The following is a 14,464-nucleotide window of genomic DNA, read 5'->3' on the forward strand; positions in this document are numbered from 1 at the left end:
AAGAAAACGCCTGTTCCGGACTTTGTGCAGCGGTTGCCCCTTCCTCGATCAGTTCGTTCACTGGTTCCGGCGAACGGTTCCACACCGTTACGTCATAGTCCGCCGCCAACAGATTGCGCGCGATCTCGCGTCCCATGGCACCAAGACCGATCACGCTGACTTGTGTTTTCGCATCTTCCATAAAACTCCTTCTAGTCTCTAAATTGTTGCATAACGCTCGCAATAAGCAGCGCGAGGAACGAGCGTCCGGCGACCGCAGGGAGCGCACTTGATTGCTTGGTTATGCATTTTGCATTAATTGCGATAACGCTTGCGCTGAGATTGAAAGGGCTGCCATTACCGCTGCAATCGAGTTCCAACATGATTGAGCACGAAATGTACCTGACATATCCCAACCATCTAGTGAGACTCCAGCTAAATTTGGTGTTTCTCCTTTCTTCTCAGATTTTTCTTTGCGTCTCTCGACCTCTTGTTCACGGGTAACTTTTACTATGCTTGCTCTCAGCCAGCAAGCCGCTGAAATAAACCCTGCCACTATTGCGACTATTTTTAAAATTTCCATAAACACTTCCAATATTGGATGTTGCGGATACATGCATAACGCCGTGCACAACGGCGCCCGACGCAGGAGGGCGTCCGGCGAAGGCCGAAGGCCGTAGCGAATTGATGCACTTTGTTACGTATATCGACGCACATAGATTAATTCTCGCGCGTCAATAAGCCGGGGCAGATTTCCACGTAGCCAAATGTAGACAGAGCGTGATACTCAAACCTCCGATGCTGGCCCATGCCAGTCCAGTGATCCGGGACTACAAATGAATTGCCCAAGACGAATGTTGCTGCTTCTTTGCCCGGCTTGGACTCGGCGATGTGATAAATTCGATTAACGCCCTTAGTTCCATGCAGCCAGTATGGAGCTATATAGGTGGCGTTATTCTCCTTAAGTTTAGGAATGCCTAGTTTCGATGTAATCCAAATCACGTTTTCATGTGATACATGATTTGTGAATTCTTCTGTTTCCGGCACGACTATTACATTCGGCACTTTGCTCTCCTTCATACGTAACAGGTATTATATAGCACGCTCGTTTTGCCACTTGAACGAGCGCGCGCGTTCAATAATATTATTCAGCTCGCCATTTCGCATCTTACCCATTGATTTTAAAAAGTATTCATAATAATACGGCACGTTATGTAGGATTTGCGTACTTGCAAGCTTTATTGGGGTTGAGGGTGAAGCGCTACAGCCCTCGCACCGTGAAGACTTACTGCTACTGGATACATTATCTCATTCGCTTCAATGGCTTGCGTCACCTCGCCAGCATGGGTGGCTCCGAAGTGAAAGCTTTTTTGGAGCATCTTGCGGTACAGCGCCATGTGGCAGCGGCCACGCAGAATCAGGCCTCGGAAGCTCTTTTTCTTCTATCGGCTGTACTGAGAGAAGCTTTACCAGCGTACGTAGCCCATTGGGCTGAAGCATGGACTTGGGCCTTCAGCCACGCTACCGCCCCTACCTGTGCATGCGGCGATGAGCGGCTACCATCCAAGCGATAGTCTCTGCGTAGTGCCTGGTCATTAGTCTTCTTAAGTAGCCTTTGCTGTACCGTAACTAGCCGTTACATGGAGAGCAATGCCCACGAAAGCATGAGAAGAAGTTGGTTCACGCAGGGACTACTGTCTGGCTTCACCCAGCATGTTTTCCAGTTCGTTTTCGTCGACGCCGAGCATCTGCAGGATGTTGCGTTGGGCGGCTTCGAGGATGTGCTGGCGTTCCTGGTCGTCGGGTAGGCTTTTGGCGATGGCGACGGCGCCGACCAGCGAGGAGAGGATGACGCGGGATTTGTCGGCGATAACGTCGCGGTCGGGTTCGAAGGGGAGTTTCTTGAGACGGCTGAGGGCGATGAGGCGGGTTTCCAGCATCTTCTTCATGCGCAGGTAGGAGGCTTCGAAGAGCGTGCGGATCTCGGCGTTCTCGTTGCCGATCTCGTTGAACAGCACCGTCTCGGGCCCCGGTTTGTGCTTGCGTTCCAGCTCTTGGAGATTCCAGCAGTTGGAGACCAGTTCCGTGAGGTGCTGCATCGAAAGGGGCCCTTTGACCAATCTTGCCGCGCGGCTGCTTTCCAGGGTTTCGCGCACCGAGGCGTGGTAGAGCGCTTCCTTGGAGGCGAAGTGGGCATAGAAGGCGCCGTGGGTCATCTTGGCCAGTTTCATGATCTGGCCGATGGAGACCTTTTCGAAGCCTTGGCGGCTGAACAGTTCGACGGCCGATTTGAGAATGCGCTCGCGCGATTTGGCTTTGCGATTCGTCGAGTCGGACATGGCGACCTCACGTTGCTGCTCAGAATAGGGGCTGAATAGACGCTGAATATTATCTTGATCATATCAAGCTCGGTGCTAGCGTGGCACGAAACTAACGCTGTTCAGGACACTAGCATGTCTTCACCGCTCGTCATCACTGGCATGGGCATGGTCAGCCCCCTCGGTTGCGGCGTCAACGCCAACTGGGAGCGCCTGCTGGCCGGTCGCTCCGGCATTTCTTCGATCACGCGCTTCGATACCGGCGAGCTGCCGATCAAGATCGCGGGCTCGGTGCCCGGCATCGAGAGCGACCCGGAAGCAGGCTTCGACCCTGATCGCGTGGCCGATGCCAAGGAACGTCGCAAGATGGAGCTGTTCAGCCTATATGCCATGGCCGCTGCCGACGAGGCGCTGGCCCAGGCTAACTGGTTCCCGGAAAGCGAGGAGGACCGACTGGCCACCGCGACCATTGTGGGCTCCGGCATCGGCGGCTTCCCGACCATCACCCAGTCGCAGAATACGCTCTCGACGCGCGGGCATCGTCGGCTCTCCCCTTTCACCGTGCCGGCCTTCCTGGCTAACCTCGCGGCGGGCAATGTGTCGATTCGCTATGGCTTTAATGGGCCGTTGGGCTGCCCGGTTACGGCCTGCGCGGCAGGCGTGCAGGCCATCGGTGATGGCATGCGCATGATCCGCAGCGGTGAGGCCGAGGTGGCTCTGGTGGGCGGCGCCGAGGCCTGTATCGACCCGCTCTCGCTGGCCAGCTTTCATGCCATGAAGGCGCTCTCCCCCGAGCAGGACGCGCCCGCCAAGGCATCGCGTCCTTTCGATCAGGCCCGCAACGGCTTCGTTATGGGCGAAGGCGCGGGGCTCTTGGTGATCGAAACCCTGGCCCACGCCGAGGCGCGCGGAGCAACGCCGTTGGCCTACCTCAGCGGTTATGGCACCAGCGCGGATGCTCACCACATCACGGCCGGGCCGGAGGATGGCGCCGGTGCCGCAGCCGCCATTCGGTCCGCGCTGCGGATGGCGGGACTCACGCCTGATGACATCGGTCACATCAACGCCCACGCGACCTCGACGCCGGTCGGCGACCGGGCCGAGGTCGCCTCATTACGCAATGCGTTCGGTGACGCCCTGGCCGGTATTCCGATCTCCGCCACCAAGTCGAATACTGGCCATCTGCTCGGCGCCGCCGGCGGCGTGGAAAGCATCTTCTCCGCCCTGGCGGCCATTTACGATCAGCTTCCCCCGACCCTGAATCTGGAAAATGCCGACGAGGATCTAAGCGACTTGGACTTCGTCTCGGGCGAGGCACGCGAGCACCGCAGCCAGCACGTACTGTGCAACGGCTTCGGCTTCGGTGGGGTGAACGCCGCCCTGATCGTCAGCAAGGTTTAAGAGTACTGATCGCCTACAAAAATGCCGCTTCCCGAGGAAGCGGCAAAGCATGAGTCGGACGCGACTCAGTTTCGTGGATGGCGGTTACTCAATACAGCCCTCTCTCAATAAAGCCCCATCGGGTCGTCGCTGTAGGAGACCAGTACGCATTTCACCTGCTGGTAGTGATCGAGCATCAGTTTGTGGGTCTCGCGGCCGATGCCGGACTTCTTGTAGCCCCCAAAGGCGGCGTGCGCGGGATATTGATGGTAGCAGTTGGTCCACACGCGCCCGGCCTGGATGCCCCGGCCCATGCGATAGGCGCGATTCATGTCTTGGGTCCAGACCCCGGCGCCCAGCCCGTACTCGGTGTCGTTGGCGATAGCCAGCGCTTCCTCTTCATCACGGAAGGTGGTGATGGCGAGCGTGGGGCCGAAGATTTCCTCCTGGAAGACGCGCATGTCGTTGCGGCCCTTGAGAATGGTGGGCTGCACGTAGAAGCCACCCGCCAGTTCGCCCTCGAGATTGGCCTTGGCGCCGCCAAGCAGGCATTCGGCGCCCTCCTCGCGGCCGATATCCATGTACGAGAGGATCTTGTCGAACTGCTCTTTGGAGACTTGGGCACCGATCTGCGTTTCGGTATCCAGCGGATCGCCCTGGCGAATGGTCTTGGCGCGTTCGATGGCACGTGCCATGAATTCATCATAGATCGACTCGTGCACCAGCGCGCGAGACGGGCAGGTACACACCTCGCCCTGGTTGAAGAAGGTCATCAGCAAGCCTTCGATGCATTTCTCGGCGAAGGCCTCGCCATGCGAGAGCACGTCTTCGAAATACACGTTGGGCGACTTACCGCCCAATTCCAGTGTGGCCGGCACGATGCGCTTGGCGGCATTGCCCATGATCTTGCTGCCCACCGGGGTGGAGCCAGTGAAGGCGATCTTGGCGACACCTTCATGCGTGGTCAGCGCCTCGCCGGCTTCCTCACCGAGCCCGTGCACCACGTTGAGCACGCCCGGCGGTAGTAGATCGCCGATCAGCTCGAGGAAGATATTGATCGAGGCCGGGGTCTGCTCGGCTGGCTTGAGCACCGGGCAGTTACCGGCGGCGAGCGCGGGGGCCAGCTTCCAGGTCGCCATCAGGATGGGAAAGTTCCAGGGGATGATCTGCCCTACCACGCCGTAGGGCTCATGGTAGTGATAGGCCACGGTGTTTTCATCGACTTCGCTGATGGTGCCTTCCTGAGAGCGCAGGCAACCGGCGAAATAGCGGAAATGATCCGCTACCAGCGGGATGTCGGCGCCGCTGGTTTCGCGGACCGGCTTGCCGTTGTCCCAGGTCTCGGCTACGGCGAGCTTGTCGATGTTCTGCTCGACGCGATCGGCGATCTTGAGCAGTATATTGGCGCGCTCGGCGGGCGGCATCTTGCCCCAGGCCGGGGCGGCTTGCTGTGCCGCCTTCACCGCACGGTCGATATCTGCAACCGATGAGCGCGGTACCTGACAGAAGACCTCACCGGTGATCGGGGTGATGTTGTCCAGATAGCGACCGTCGGCAGGCGCCACCCAATCGCCGCCGATGAAATTCTCGTAACGCGACTTGAAGTCGACGACGGCACCCGGGGTGCCGGGGCGTGTGTAGATCATGGCGTGTCTCCTTGGGCGAATGCGCCGGGGCGAATCATCTGGTGTGCGACCCTGCCCCTTGGAAAATGAGTGCGCATCGTCCTCAGCATGACGTGTCGGCCAAGCGTCGGTTTGCCTGCCAGTCTCCGACGTTTGTCTGCCAGTCTCAGATAGCGAATTTGCCTACACTGCAAGGTAACGGGCGACATCCACGCCCACACCGTCGGTACCGCTGAGGAGTACGCCATGCACGCCGTCACGCCTCCCGATGCGCGCTCCCGGGCATCCCAAGTGGACAATACCCGCGCGCTCGAGCAACTGGCAGACACGCCCCGCACACGACGCTTGATCGAGAATCGCATCTGTTACGCGGGTCCGCATGCGGAGCTGTCGATCTACGATACCTGGTGGCCCGCGCAGGATGTCGCCTTGAGCGCCGAGCGGGTGCTCTACTGCGGCATGCTGCAAGGGCGCAAGGTGATGCGTGGCGCCACCGACGCGCCGGAAACCTTCTTGCCGGGCGAGAGCTTCGTGCTGGCACCGCACCAGGAAGTGCGCATCGACTTTCCCGACGCGCGCCCTGACGCGCCCACTACCTGCCTGACCATCGATCTCGAGCCCGCGCGCATTCACGCCCTTAGCGAGCGCCTCAACCAGGCCCAGCCACGCGAGCGAGAACTCGGCGAGTGGCACTATCACCCGCATGCCCTGCACGTGCCGCACGGCCCAACCACCCAGGCGCTGATCGAACGCCTGATGGGCCTCTTCCGCGAGAATCATCCCGATCGCGATGCGCTGGTTGGGCTCAACATCGACGAGTTGATCGTGCGCCTGCTGCGTACCCAGTCGCGTGAGTTGCTGCTCGCCGACACCCGCCAGGCACCGCCACGTCATGGTCTTGCGGCCGCACTGGCGTGGCTGGAACGCCACCCCGAGCAGCCGCTGGACGGGGCGCAATTGGCCCGCGAGGCCTGCATGAGCAAGGCGCGCCTGTACCGGTTATTCCAGCGCGAGGTCGGTTACACGCCCGGCGAGTATCAGCAACGCCTACGACTGGTACGCGCGCGTCAATGGCTTCGCGAGGCCGATGCTCCGATTACCGAGATCTGCTACTCGCTGGGCTATCGTAGCCTCAGCCACTTCACCCGGCGCTTCAAGGCGGCCTATGGCCTCACCCCCGGCGACTATCGCCGTCTTCTCATTGCCTGAGAACTCACTGTCCAAGAACTCACCCACCGCCCAAGAACTCATCGCCTGCACACGAGCACGTGGCGCCACGCATGCGCCTAAAATGCATTTTCCATCAGCATCTCCTCAAGGAGCGTGCTTGCATTTCAGCGTCAATCCGATAAAATATATAACGAAATTTTATTCTACCCGCGCAAGAAAAGAATTCCTCGTGATACGCCTCATGATACAAAACAAGCCGGGTGTCACGCGGAATTCATACTGGGGTAGGCATTTCCTGCATCGCGCCGCGATGCATCTAGGCACTGTCTGAAAAGTCGACGAGCGAAGGTCAGACAAGGCAAAAATCAGCGAAAAGGCGGAATTTACGGGGTGTAAATGCGCATTTTGATCGGACTCGCGCCCGAGCTGATTTTTAACGCAGTATGGCCGAGCGCAGACAGTTTTCAGACAATGCCTTGTGTTCACAAGAGAGACACCATGACATTACGTCACGCCGAAAGCGGCGACGCGCCGCGATTGCACCTCGACCTCACTCCCTTTCAGGAAGACGGCCAGTGCTACGGCGACTACCACCGCCTGCCACTCAACCCGATGCTCAAGCGCCTGTGCATTGAAGCGCGCCGCGCCGGCCTGGCGGATGCTTCGCTCGGGACTCGCGACCTGATGAGCCATATGGCACTCGATGAAGACCATATCGTCACTCAAGAGATTTCCGGACGCGTATGGCGCTATAGCGTCGGTTACTCGGAGGCACCCAGCCAGCTCGACTCTGCGCTGGACTCACTCGGCGAACGCATGCTCGAGGAGCCGCTACCCTCCGGCCTGGCACAGCTCACCGAGTCATGGGTCTACATGCCCGGACAGCTCGATGCCGCCACGACTCAAAGCACCGACGTGCTGTGGATGGACAAGCCTGCGTGGGCACGCTATCGCCTCGAACAGGTTCAGCTCTGGTTTCGCGCCGTACGCAACGATGCCGAGCGCCTCGGCGATGGCTGGCTGGCCTGGCACTTGACGCATCTACCGCTGACGCGTTCGCCGGTGCTCGATAGCGTCGATGCGTTCAGCAAGCTGGCGCGCCTCGACCTCGGCGACCGCGATGCACTGGGGGAACTCTCTTTCGTGCGTTATCACCACGGGGAATGCCACGAAGGCATGGGGCTGGCGATCACTCAACTACCACACCGACTCGACGCGCTGGCGTCATTGGACGATGCCTTGGTGGTGCCTGTACGCCAGGTCGACGGCATCCTCACACGTCTCGACCGCGCGCTGGCAGACTAGGCTTTTACGCAAGCTGCCTGTACGACACGCGTCAATGAACGAAAATGCCCCCTGTGCCTAGATGGCACAGGGGGCACTGCGTTGTAGCCCGCGTGTCGTTGCCCTCAGCCGGTCCGCCTGAGCAATACGATGCCCAGCACATAGCAGGCTACGGTAGGCACCAGTACCGCGAACACCGGCGAGAAGCCGAACAGCATCGACGCCGGGGCCAGGAGGTCCTGCAGGTACTTGAACGAGACACCGACGATGATGCCGTAGAACACGCGCGTGCCGGCGGCCACGGTGCGCAGCGGCCCGAACACGAACGATGCGGCCACCAGCATCAGGCCTGCCAGAGTGAAAGGCAGCAGCATTTTCTGCCAGAAGTACAACAGCGGCTGAGTGGCCTCGAGTCCCTGGTTGTCCAGGTAACTGGCATAACGCCACAAGTCGCTGGGCGACTGGCTATCCAACGGACGCAACAAGCGGTTGAGTTGGGCCGGGGTGAACGAGGTGTCCCAAGTGCGCTTGTCAGTGGTATCGACGACAGTTCGCCCGTCTTCGAAACGCGTTTCCTCGATGTTTTGCCATTGCCAGCTACCGTTTTCCCAGACCGCACGGTCAGCATGCTCGGCACTCACCATTTGCGTGCCCTCGAAGTGATAACGCGTGATATCGATGACCACGTCGTCCGCGCGAATGGTGCCGAAGCGATAGTAGTCATTGCCCTCGCGCTGCCAGCCGCCACGCTCGGAGAGAATCGCGCCCTCGCCCTCGAGTTGCTCGAGCCGCCAGGCCTCGGCATGTTGCTCAGTCACGGGGCTTACCCACTCGCTGATCGCCATGGTCAGGATGATCACCAGGCCCAGCGGCTTCATGGCGCCCCATAGAATGCGGGCCAGCGAACGCCCGGAGGCACGCATCACCGTCAACTCGTTACTTGACGCCATACTGCCTAGACCGATCAAGGCACCGATCAACACGCCTACCGGCGCATACTGATAAAACCGCCACGGTAGGCGCATCAACAGATACACAAAGACGTCCAGAGCGCCGTAGTTGCCCTCGACGTCATCGAGATCGTTGATGTAGGAGATGACCAGATCCAGCCCCAGGATCATGACCTGCACGACCAGCATGGCCGCCAGCACATTGCGCGCGATGTAGCGATCGAAACGGTCGAAAATCATGTGCGGCTCCCTCGGCGCTGATCACGGTGCGTCATCCAGATCCCCAACAACAAATACCCCAGGTGGATCGGCCACATGCCGATGGACGACGCCAGCGAACCACGCGATATGGCATCCTGAGCCGCTAGCAATAAACTCAAGTAACTGATGTGCAGGAAGATCGCCGGCAACAGCTTGGCGAAACGCCCCTGGCGCGGATTGACCCGCGACAACGGCAGCGCCAGCAGGGTGAGGATCGGTACCATCAGCGGCATGGAAAGCCGCCACTGCAGATTGGCCCAGGCTTCGTCATCGCCGCGCTCGATGAGCTGTGGGGTCGAGGTCAGCTCGGCGGCGTCGAGATCGACCCGATCGCGCGCGCGCGATAGGCGCACCGCATAGGTATCGAACTGCAACCGTTCGGCGACTTTCTTGCCTGGTTCGACGCTGTAACGCTGGCCATCGGTCAACACCAGAAAGCGGCTGCCGGTCTCCTCGTCGACCGTCTGATAGCCGCCTTCGGCCCGCGTGATCATCGTCTCCGGCATGCCGTCGTTACGCGGCTGACGCTGACTGATGAAGACGTTTTCCATACGCGAGCGATCATCGTTGAGGCTCTCGGTATAGGCGGTGCGTCCACTGCCGAACTCCTGAAAACGCCCCGGCTGCAGCACCGAGAAATCGAGCCGGCTTTTCTGTTCCTCGAGCACCATCTCGTTGTGACGGGCACCGTTAGGGGTCAGCCACAGGCTGCACACTGCCACCAGTATCGCCACCAGTACTGCCGAGCACAGCGTCACCCGCAATAGCCGGTTGGGGCTGACACCACAGGCCACCAGCACCGTTATCTCGCTATTCAGATAAAGCTGCCCGAACGCCAGCAGGATGCCGAGAAAAAACGACAGCGGCAGCACCAACTCCATGAACCCAGGCAGGTGAAAAAGCATCAGGGTGCCGAGAATGTTGGCAGGAATATCCCCTTGCGCGGCATCGCCGAAATAGCGAATGAAGCGACTGCCCATGATCACCAGCAATAGCACACCGGCCACGGCAGCCATGGTGGCGAGGATCTCGCGCGTCAAATAGCGGAATACGATCAAGCGTCTTCTCCCGGGTCGGTTCCCTGGTCCACGACGACCCCTTGCGGGGCCCAATGCAGCCTTCGACCACCCTCCCCATGCATTGCGTTCCGGCTTTGCGTACACTGGAGTACGTTCAGCGCCGGCATCCTTGTCGGCATTATCCAGAATACCCGGACACTTGTCTCGCCACGAGACAAGTCATGTCAGCTCAGTCGTGTGGAGACTTCATGGAATCCCCCGTAATCAACGTCAACCCGGCCAAGGTCGAAACGGCATGCCTGATCGTCCCCGTCTTCAAGGATGGGGACCTGCTGCCGGCGGCGGACAAGCTCGACGACGCCAGTGAACGCCTGATCGGCCAGCTTCTCGACCGGGGCGACTTCGACCCCAGCCTCGGCAATGTGCAATTGATTCCCTTCGCGCCAGGGCTCGGTGCCGAGCGTCTTCTGCTCGTCGGCCTCGGCGAGCGCACCAAGTGCGGCGAAGGCCAACTCATCAAGGCCCTTGATGCCGCCTTCGCCACTGTCATCAAATTGCCGCTCGACGACGTGGCCGCCGCTTTCACCGACGTACCGGTCGGCGAGCGCGACACCGCCTGGAAGGCGCGCGTCACGCTGGAAGCCGCGCATCGCGCCTGCTATCGCTTCGACGACTTCAAGTCACAGCCGGCGCCCGCACCGCGCCTCAAGAGCCTGACGCTGCTGCTCAGTGACCAGGATGAGACGCCCCAGGCCGAACTAGGGGCGCGCATCGGTGCCGCCGTCGGCGAAGGCGTCGCGTTGACGCGTACTTTGGGCAACTTGCCCAGCAATGTCTGCACACCACGTTACCTCGCCGAGCAGGCGCAAACACTGGCAGCGGATGCCGAGGGCGCATTGAATGTCGAGATCCTCGACGAGGACGCCCTGCAAGCGCTGGGCGCCAACGCCCTGCTCTCTGTCGGCCAGGGCAGCGAGGAACCCTCACGCCTGATCGTCATGCAGTATCGCGGCGCCGAGGACCCGGACGAAGCCCCGCACGTCATCGTCGGCAAGGGCATCACCTTCGATTCCGGCGGCATCTCGCTCAAAGGAGGGGCCGGCATGGACGAGATGAAGTTCGACATGTGCGGCGCCGCCAGCGTCTTCGGCACCATGAAGACGGTGCTCGCGCTCCAGCCCAAGATCAATATCATTGGCGTGGTGGCAAGCGCCGAGAACATGCCCGATGGTCGCGCCATCAAACCCGGCGACATCGTCAAGACTCTCAAGGGGCTCAACGTCGAGATTCTCAACACCGACGCTGAGGGACGTATGGCACTGTGCGACGCGCTGAGCTACATCGAGCGCTTCAAGCCCGCCAGCGTCGTGGATATCGCGACCCTGACCGGTGCTGCGATCATCGCCCTGGGCCATCATGCCTCGGGGCTTTTATCCAACGACGACGATCTGGCGCTGGACTTGCTCGACGCCGGCGAGAACGCCTGGGACCGCGCCTGGCACCTGCCATTGTGGGATGAGTATCAGAGCCAGCTCGATTCCAACTTCGCCGACTTGGCCCATATCGGCGGTCGCCCCGCCGGCACCATCACGGCGGCCTGCTTCCTGTCGCGGTTCGCCGATGCGTATCCCTGGGCGCACCTGGATATCGCCGGTACCGCCTGGGCTTCGGGTGACAAGAAAGGTGCCAGTGGCCGCCCCGTAGGCCTGTTGACCCAATACTTGCTCGACCGCGAAACCGAGGCCAACGAGACGCGCCCCAGCGTCGAGTGACCCTTCGCAGCAAAAAATTTGCATGCTAACGTAAGTAGCAGGCGTGCCGGCCTTTCCTCGTCCGACGCGCCTATGCCATTCTCGGCATCCAGCCGAGCGCCAGATTTGACGGAGAACTTCAGTGACCTCTTCAGGCTTCGATATACGGCCTAACGCGCATCCCAAGGATGCCGCCCTACGCGAGACGATTCTCGAGAACCCCGGTTTCGGTCGTCATTTCAGCGATCACATGGCTCATATCCGCTGGACGAGCGATGTCGGCTGGCATGGCCACGAAGTCCGTCCATACGGGCCGTTGACGTTGGACCCGGCATCAGCGGTGTTGCATTACGCTCAGGAAATCTTCGAGGGCATCAAAGCCTATCGCCATGCCGATGGCTCGGTATGGACCTTCCGCCCCGAGAAGAACGCCGAACGTTTCCGCGCCTCCGCGCGGCGTCTGGCACTGCCCGAGCTCTCCGACGAGGACTTCATCGGCTCGCTCAAGGCACTGCTTTCCCAAGACAATGTCTGGGTGCCGACGCCGGCCAGTGCCGCCGAGGAATCGAGCCTTTATCTGCGTCCATTCATGATCGCCAGCGAGACCTTCCTCGGCGTGCGGCCCTCGAAAGAGGTCGATTACTACGTCATCGCCTCGCCGGCGGCGGCGTACTTCAAGGGCGGCGTCAATCCGGTCTCCATCTGGCTGTCCTCGCATTACAAGCGGGCTGCGTCCGGCGGCACCGGCTTTGCCAAGTGCGGTGGCAACTACGCTGCCTCGCTGGCAGCCCAGAAGGAAGCCGAAGCGCACGACTGCGCCCAGGTCGCCTTCCTCGACGCCGCCGAGAACAAGTGGATCGAGGAACTCGGCGGCATGAACCTGTTCTTCATCTACAAGGACGGGCGCATCGTCACGCCCAAGTTGACCGGCACCATCCTCGAAGGCGTCACCCGTGACTCCATCCTCGAGCTCGCCCGAGACCAGGGCCTGACACCCGAGGAGCGCCACATCAGTATCGACGAATGGCGTGCCGGTGCGGCCTCCGGTGAGATTACCGAGGTCTTCGCCTGCGGCACCGCCGCCGTCATCACCCCGGTCGGCGAGCTGCGCAGCGAAGACGAGAGCATTCGTCTCAAGGCGGATAGTGGCGGTGAAGTCGGCAAACGCCTGCGCAAGGAACTGCTCGATTTGCAATACGGACGCAGCGAAGATACCCGCAACTGGCTGACGCGTCTGGCCTGATGTCCCGTCGAACGACACGGCGGCATAACGCGCGCCGCGTCATTTCTCTCTTTTCAGACTCTTCTCTTGTCAGGAGGCCCCATGTCGACAGTGATGCTGATTACCGGCGCCGGACGCGGGATCGGTGCCGCCATCGCCAAGCTTGGCGCACAAAAGGGCTACGCCGTTGCGGTCAACTATCGCAGCGACAAGGCTTCGGCCGAGGGTATCGTGAGTGATATCGAAGCCGCAGGTGGACGCGCCATCGCCATCCAGGCCGATATCGCCAACGAGGCCGATATCGTCGCCATGTTCGACACCGTCGACCGCGAACTGGGACGTCTCGACGTGCTGGTCAACAACGCCGGCATCGTCGACCAGATCAGTCGCGTCGACGAGATGAGTTTCGAGCGCGTCGATCGCATGATGCGCATCAACGTGACCGCACCGTTCATCTGCGCGCGTGAAGCCATCAAGCGCATGTCCACCCAGCACGGCGGACAAGGCGGCGCCATCGTCAATGTCGGCTCGGCAGCCTCGCACCTGGGGGGCGCCAGCGAATACATCGACTACGCTGCCTCCAAGGGCGCCATCGACACCATGACCGAAGGCCTGGCCAAGGAAGTCGCCGGCGAAGGCATTCGCGTCAACGGCGTACGTCCCGGCGTCATCCGCACCAGCATACATGCCAGTGGCGGTAACCCCGACAAACCCGAGGTCGCCGACTCGGTGATCCCCATGGGCCGCATCGGCGAACCCGAGGAAATCGCCAACGGCGTGCTATGGCTGGCCGACGCCGGCTTTACCACGGGGGCGTTGATCGATATCGACGGCGGGGTGTAAATCAGTACGCTGCTACGCAGCTTGAAGAGGGAAGTGCGTCGCTACGCTCCTTGAAGCAAGAAGACGCACGTATCTTCCCTCTTCTCTCTTACTTCTTACTTCTCCCGGCGCATCCGGGGCGGGGCCCATGACCCAAGTCGATTTCTACATCTTGCCCGATACCACGCTCGGCGCGCGGTTGGACTTCGCGTGCCGGCTGGCGGAGACCATTCATCGCAAGGGCTATCGGCTGCATATCCACACCGAGGATGAAGCCATGGCGCGAGATCTCGATGATCGGCTGTGGACCTTCAAGCCCGAAAGCTACCTGCCCCATGCGGTGCTGGCCGACGAGGTCGAGCCGCAGCCGCCCGTCACGTTGGGCTGGGACACGCCTCCGGCGCCCGGCGTCGAAGCGATGCTCAACCTGCATCCCGAGATCCCCGAGTGGTTCTCGCGTTTCGAGCGCGTCGCCGAGATCATCAATCAGCATCAGGATGTACTAACCGCCAAGCGCGCCTGCTGGCAGACCTACAAGAAGCGCGGCTACCCCGTCAAAGCCAACGACCTCACCGGCACCTCACACAACGCTGCGAGCTAAGCCGCGCCATGACGTCACCCCGCTTGCGGGGTTATACTTGTCGGCATTTTCGCCACGGCCATGCGCCGTGCTGACCGTATTT

Annotated in this window: 15 protein-coding genes; 8 read left to right on the forward strand and 7 right to left on the reverse strand. The window is 60.7% G+C overall.

What is annotated here, in order from left to right; translation table 11 throughout:
• From OP496_RS10295 to OP496_RS10305, 3 genes are all read right to left on the reverse strand, one after another.
• On the reverse strand, nt 1-181 hold a 181-nt coding region (locus tag OP496_RS10295; RefSeq protein WP_280563540.1), incomplete at its 3' end, for an NAD(P)-binding domain-containing protein.
• A 99-nt stretch (nt 182-280) separates the two neighbouring features.
• Entirely contained in the window at nt 281-595 is a 315-nt protein-coding gene (locus OP496_RS10300; RefSeq protein ID WP_280563541.1) for a hypothetical protein, read from the reverse strand.
• Nucleotides 596-699: 104 nt separating this feature from the next.
• Nucleotides 700-1,044, reverse strand: a complete 345-nt coding sequence (locus tag OP496_RS10305) for a hypothetical protein (RefSeq protein ID WP_280563542.1) — start codon at nt 1,042-1,044, stop codon at nt 700-702.
• 188 nt (nt 1,045-1,232) lie between these two features.
• Between OP496_RS10305 and OP496_RS10310 the strand changes: the two genes are divergently transcribed.
• Nucleotides 1,233-1,553: a site-specific integrase gene (locus OP496_RS10310; RefSeq protein ID WP_280563662.1), complete on the forward strand. Its 321-nt coding sequence runs from the start codon at nt 1,233-1,235 to the stop codon at nt 1,551-1,553.
• Nucleotides 1,554-1,670: 117 nt separating this feature from the next.
• Here OP496_RS10310 and OP496_RS10315 read toward each other — a convergent pair whose 3' ends face one another.
• The gene (locus OP496_RS10315; protein WP_280563543.1) at nt 1,671-2,318 is read right to left on the reverse strand and encodes a TetR/AcrR family transcriptional regulator; all 648 of its coding nucleotides are present in this window, start codon (nt 2,316-2,318) and stop codon (nt 1,671-1,673) included.
• Nucleotides 2,319-2,432: 114 nt separating this feature from the next.
• Here OP496_RS10315 and fabF point away from each other — a divergent pair, with 114 nt between their 5' ends.
• A complete protein-coding gene (gene fabF, locus OP496_RS10320) occupies nt 2,433-3,698 on the forward strand; it encodes a beta-ketoacyl-ACP synthase II (protein ID WP_280563544.1) in 1,266 nt (421 codons plus the stop codon).
• A gap of 104 nt (nt 3,699-3,802) precedes the next feature.
• Here fabF and OP496_RS10325 read toward each other — a convergent pair whose 3' ends face one another.
• Nucleotides 3,803-5,323 carry an aldehyde dehydrogenase family protein gene (locus tag OP496_RS10325; RefSeq protein WP_280563545.1) on the reverse strand — a complete coding sequence of 507 codons (1,521 nt, stop codon included), beginning with the start codon at nt 5,321-5,323 and terminating at the stop codon, nt 3,803-3,805.
• A 225-nt stretch (nt 5,324-5,548) separates the two neighbouring features.
• On the opposite strand from OP496_RS10325, the gene OP496_RS10330 reads away from it, so the two are divergent.
• A complete protein-coding gene (locus OP496_RS10330) occupies nt 5,549-6,511 on the forward strand; it encodes an AraC family transcriptional regulator (protein WP_280563546.1) in 963 nt (320 codons plus the stop codon).
• A 459-nt stretch (nt 6,512-6,970) separates the two neighbouring features.
• Nucleotides 6,971-7,777, forward strand: a complete 807-nt coding sequence (locus OP496_RS10335; protein ID WP_280563547.1) for a hypothetical protein — start codon at nt 6,971-6,973, stop codon at nt 7,775-7,777.
• A 104-nt stretch (nt 7,778-7,881) separates the two neighbouring features.
• On the opposite strand, the gene lptG is transcribed toward OP496_RS10335, so the two are convergent.
• The gene (gene lptG / locus OP496_RS10340) at nt 7,882-8,946 is read right to left on the reverse strand and encodes an LPS export ABC transporter permease LptG (protein WP_280563548.1); all 1,065 of its coding nucleotides are present in this window, start codon (nt 8,944-8,946) and stop codon (nt 7,882-7,884) included.
• Nucleotides 8,943-10,025: an LPS export ABC transporter permease LptF gene (gene lptF, locus OP496_RS10345; protein ID WP_280563549.1), complete on the reverse strand. Its 1,083-nt coding sequence runs from the start codon at nt 10,023-10,025 to the stop codon at nt 8,943-8,945. The genes lptG and lptF overlap by 4 nt, the downstream gene beginning before the upstream one ends.
• Before the next feature lie 209 nt (nt 10,026-10,234).
• Here lptF and OP496_RS10350 point away from each other — a divergent pair, with 209 nt between their 5' ends.
• From OP496_RS10350 to OP496_RS10365, 4 genes are all read left to right on the forward strand, one after another.
• On the forward strand, nt 10,235-11,758 hold the full coding sequence (locus tag OP496_RS10350; protein WP_280563550.1) for a leucyl aminopeptidase: 1,524 nt from the start codon (nt 10,235-10,237) through the stop codon (nt 11,756-11,758).
• Between the two features lie 121 nt (nt 11,759-11,879).
• Entirely contained in the window at nt 11,880-12,980 is a 1,101-nt protein-coding gene (locus tag OP496_RS10355) for a branched-chain amino acid aminotransferase (RefSeq protein WP_280563551.1), read from the forward strand.
• 81 nt (nt 12,981-13,061) lie between these two features.
• Complete coding sequence (locus OP496_RS10360; RefSeq protein WP_280563552.1) at nt 13,062-13,802, forward strand: SDR family oxidoreductase; 741 nt, start codon at nt 13,062-13,064, stop codon at nt 13,800-13,802.
• A gap of 127 nt (nt 13,803-13,929) precedes the next feature.
• Nucleotides 13,930-14,382, forward strand: a complete 453-nt coding sequence (locus OP496_RS10365) for a DNA polymerase III subunit chi (RefSeq protein WP_280563553.1) — start codon at nt 13,930-13,932, stop codon at nt 14,380-14,382.
• Nucleotides 14,383-14,464 lie beyond the last annotated feature (82 nt).

The sequence above is a fragment of the Chromohalobacter sp. 48-RD10 genome (genome assembly GCF_029889785.1).
Lineage (GTDB): Bacteria > Pseudomonadota > Gammaproteobacteria > Pseudomonadales > Halomonadaceae > Chromohalobacter.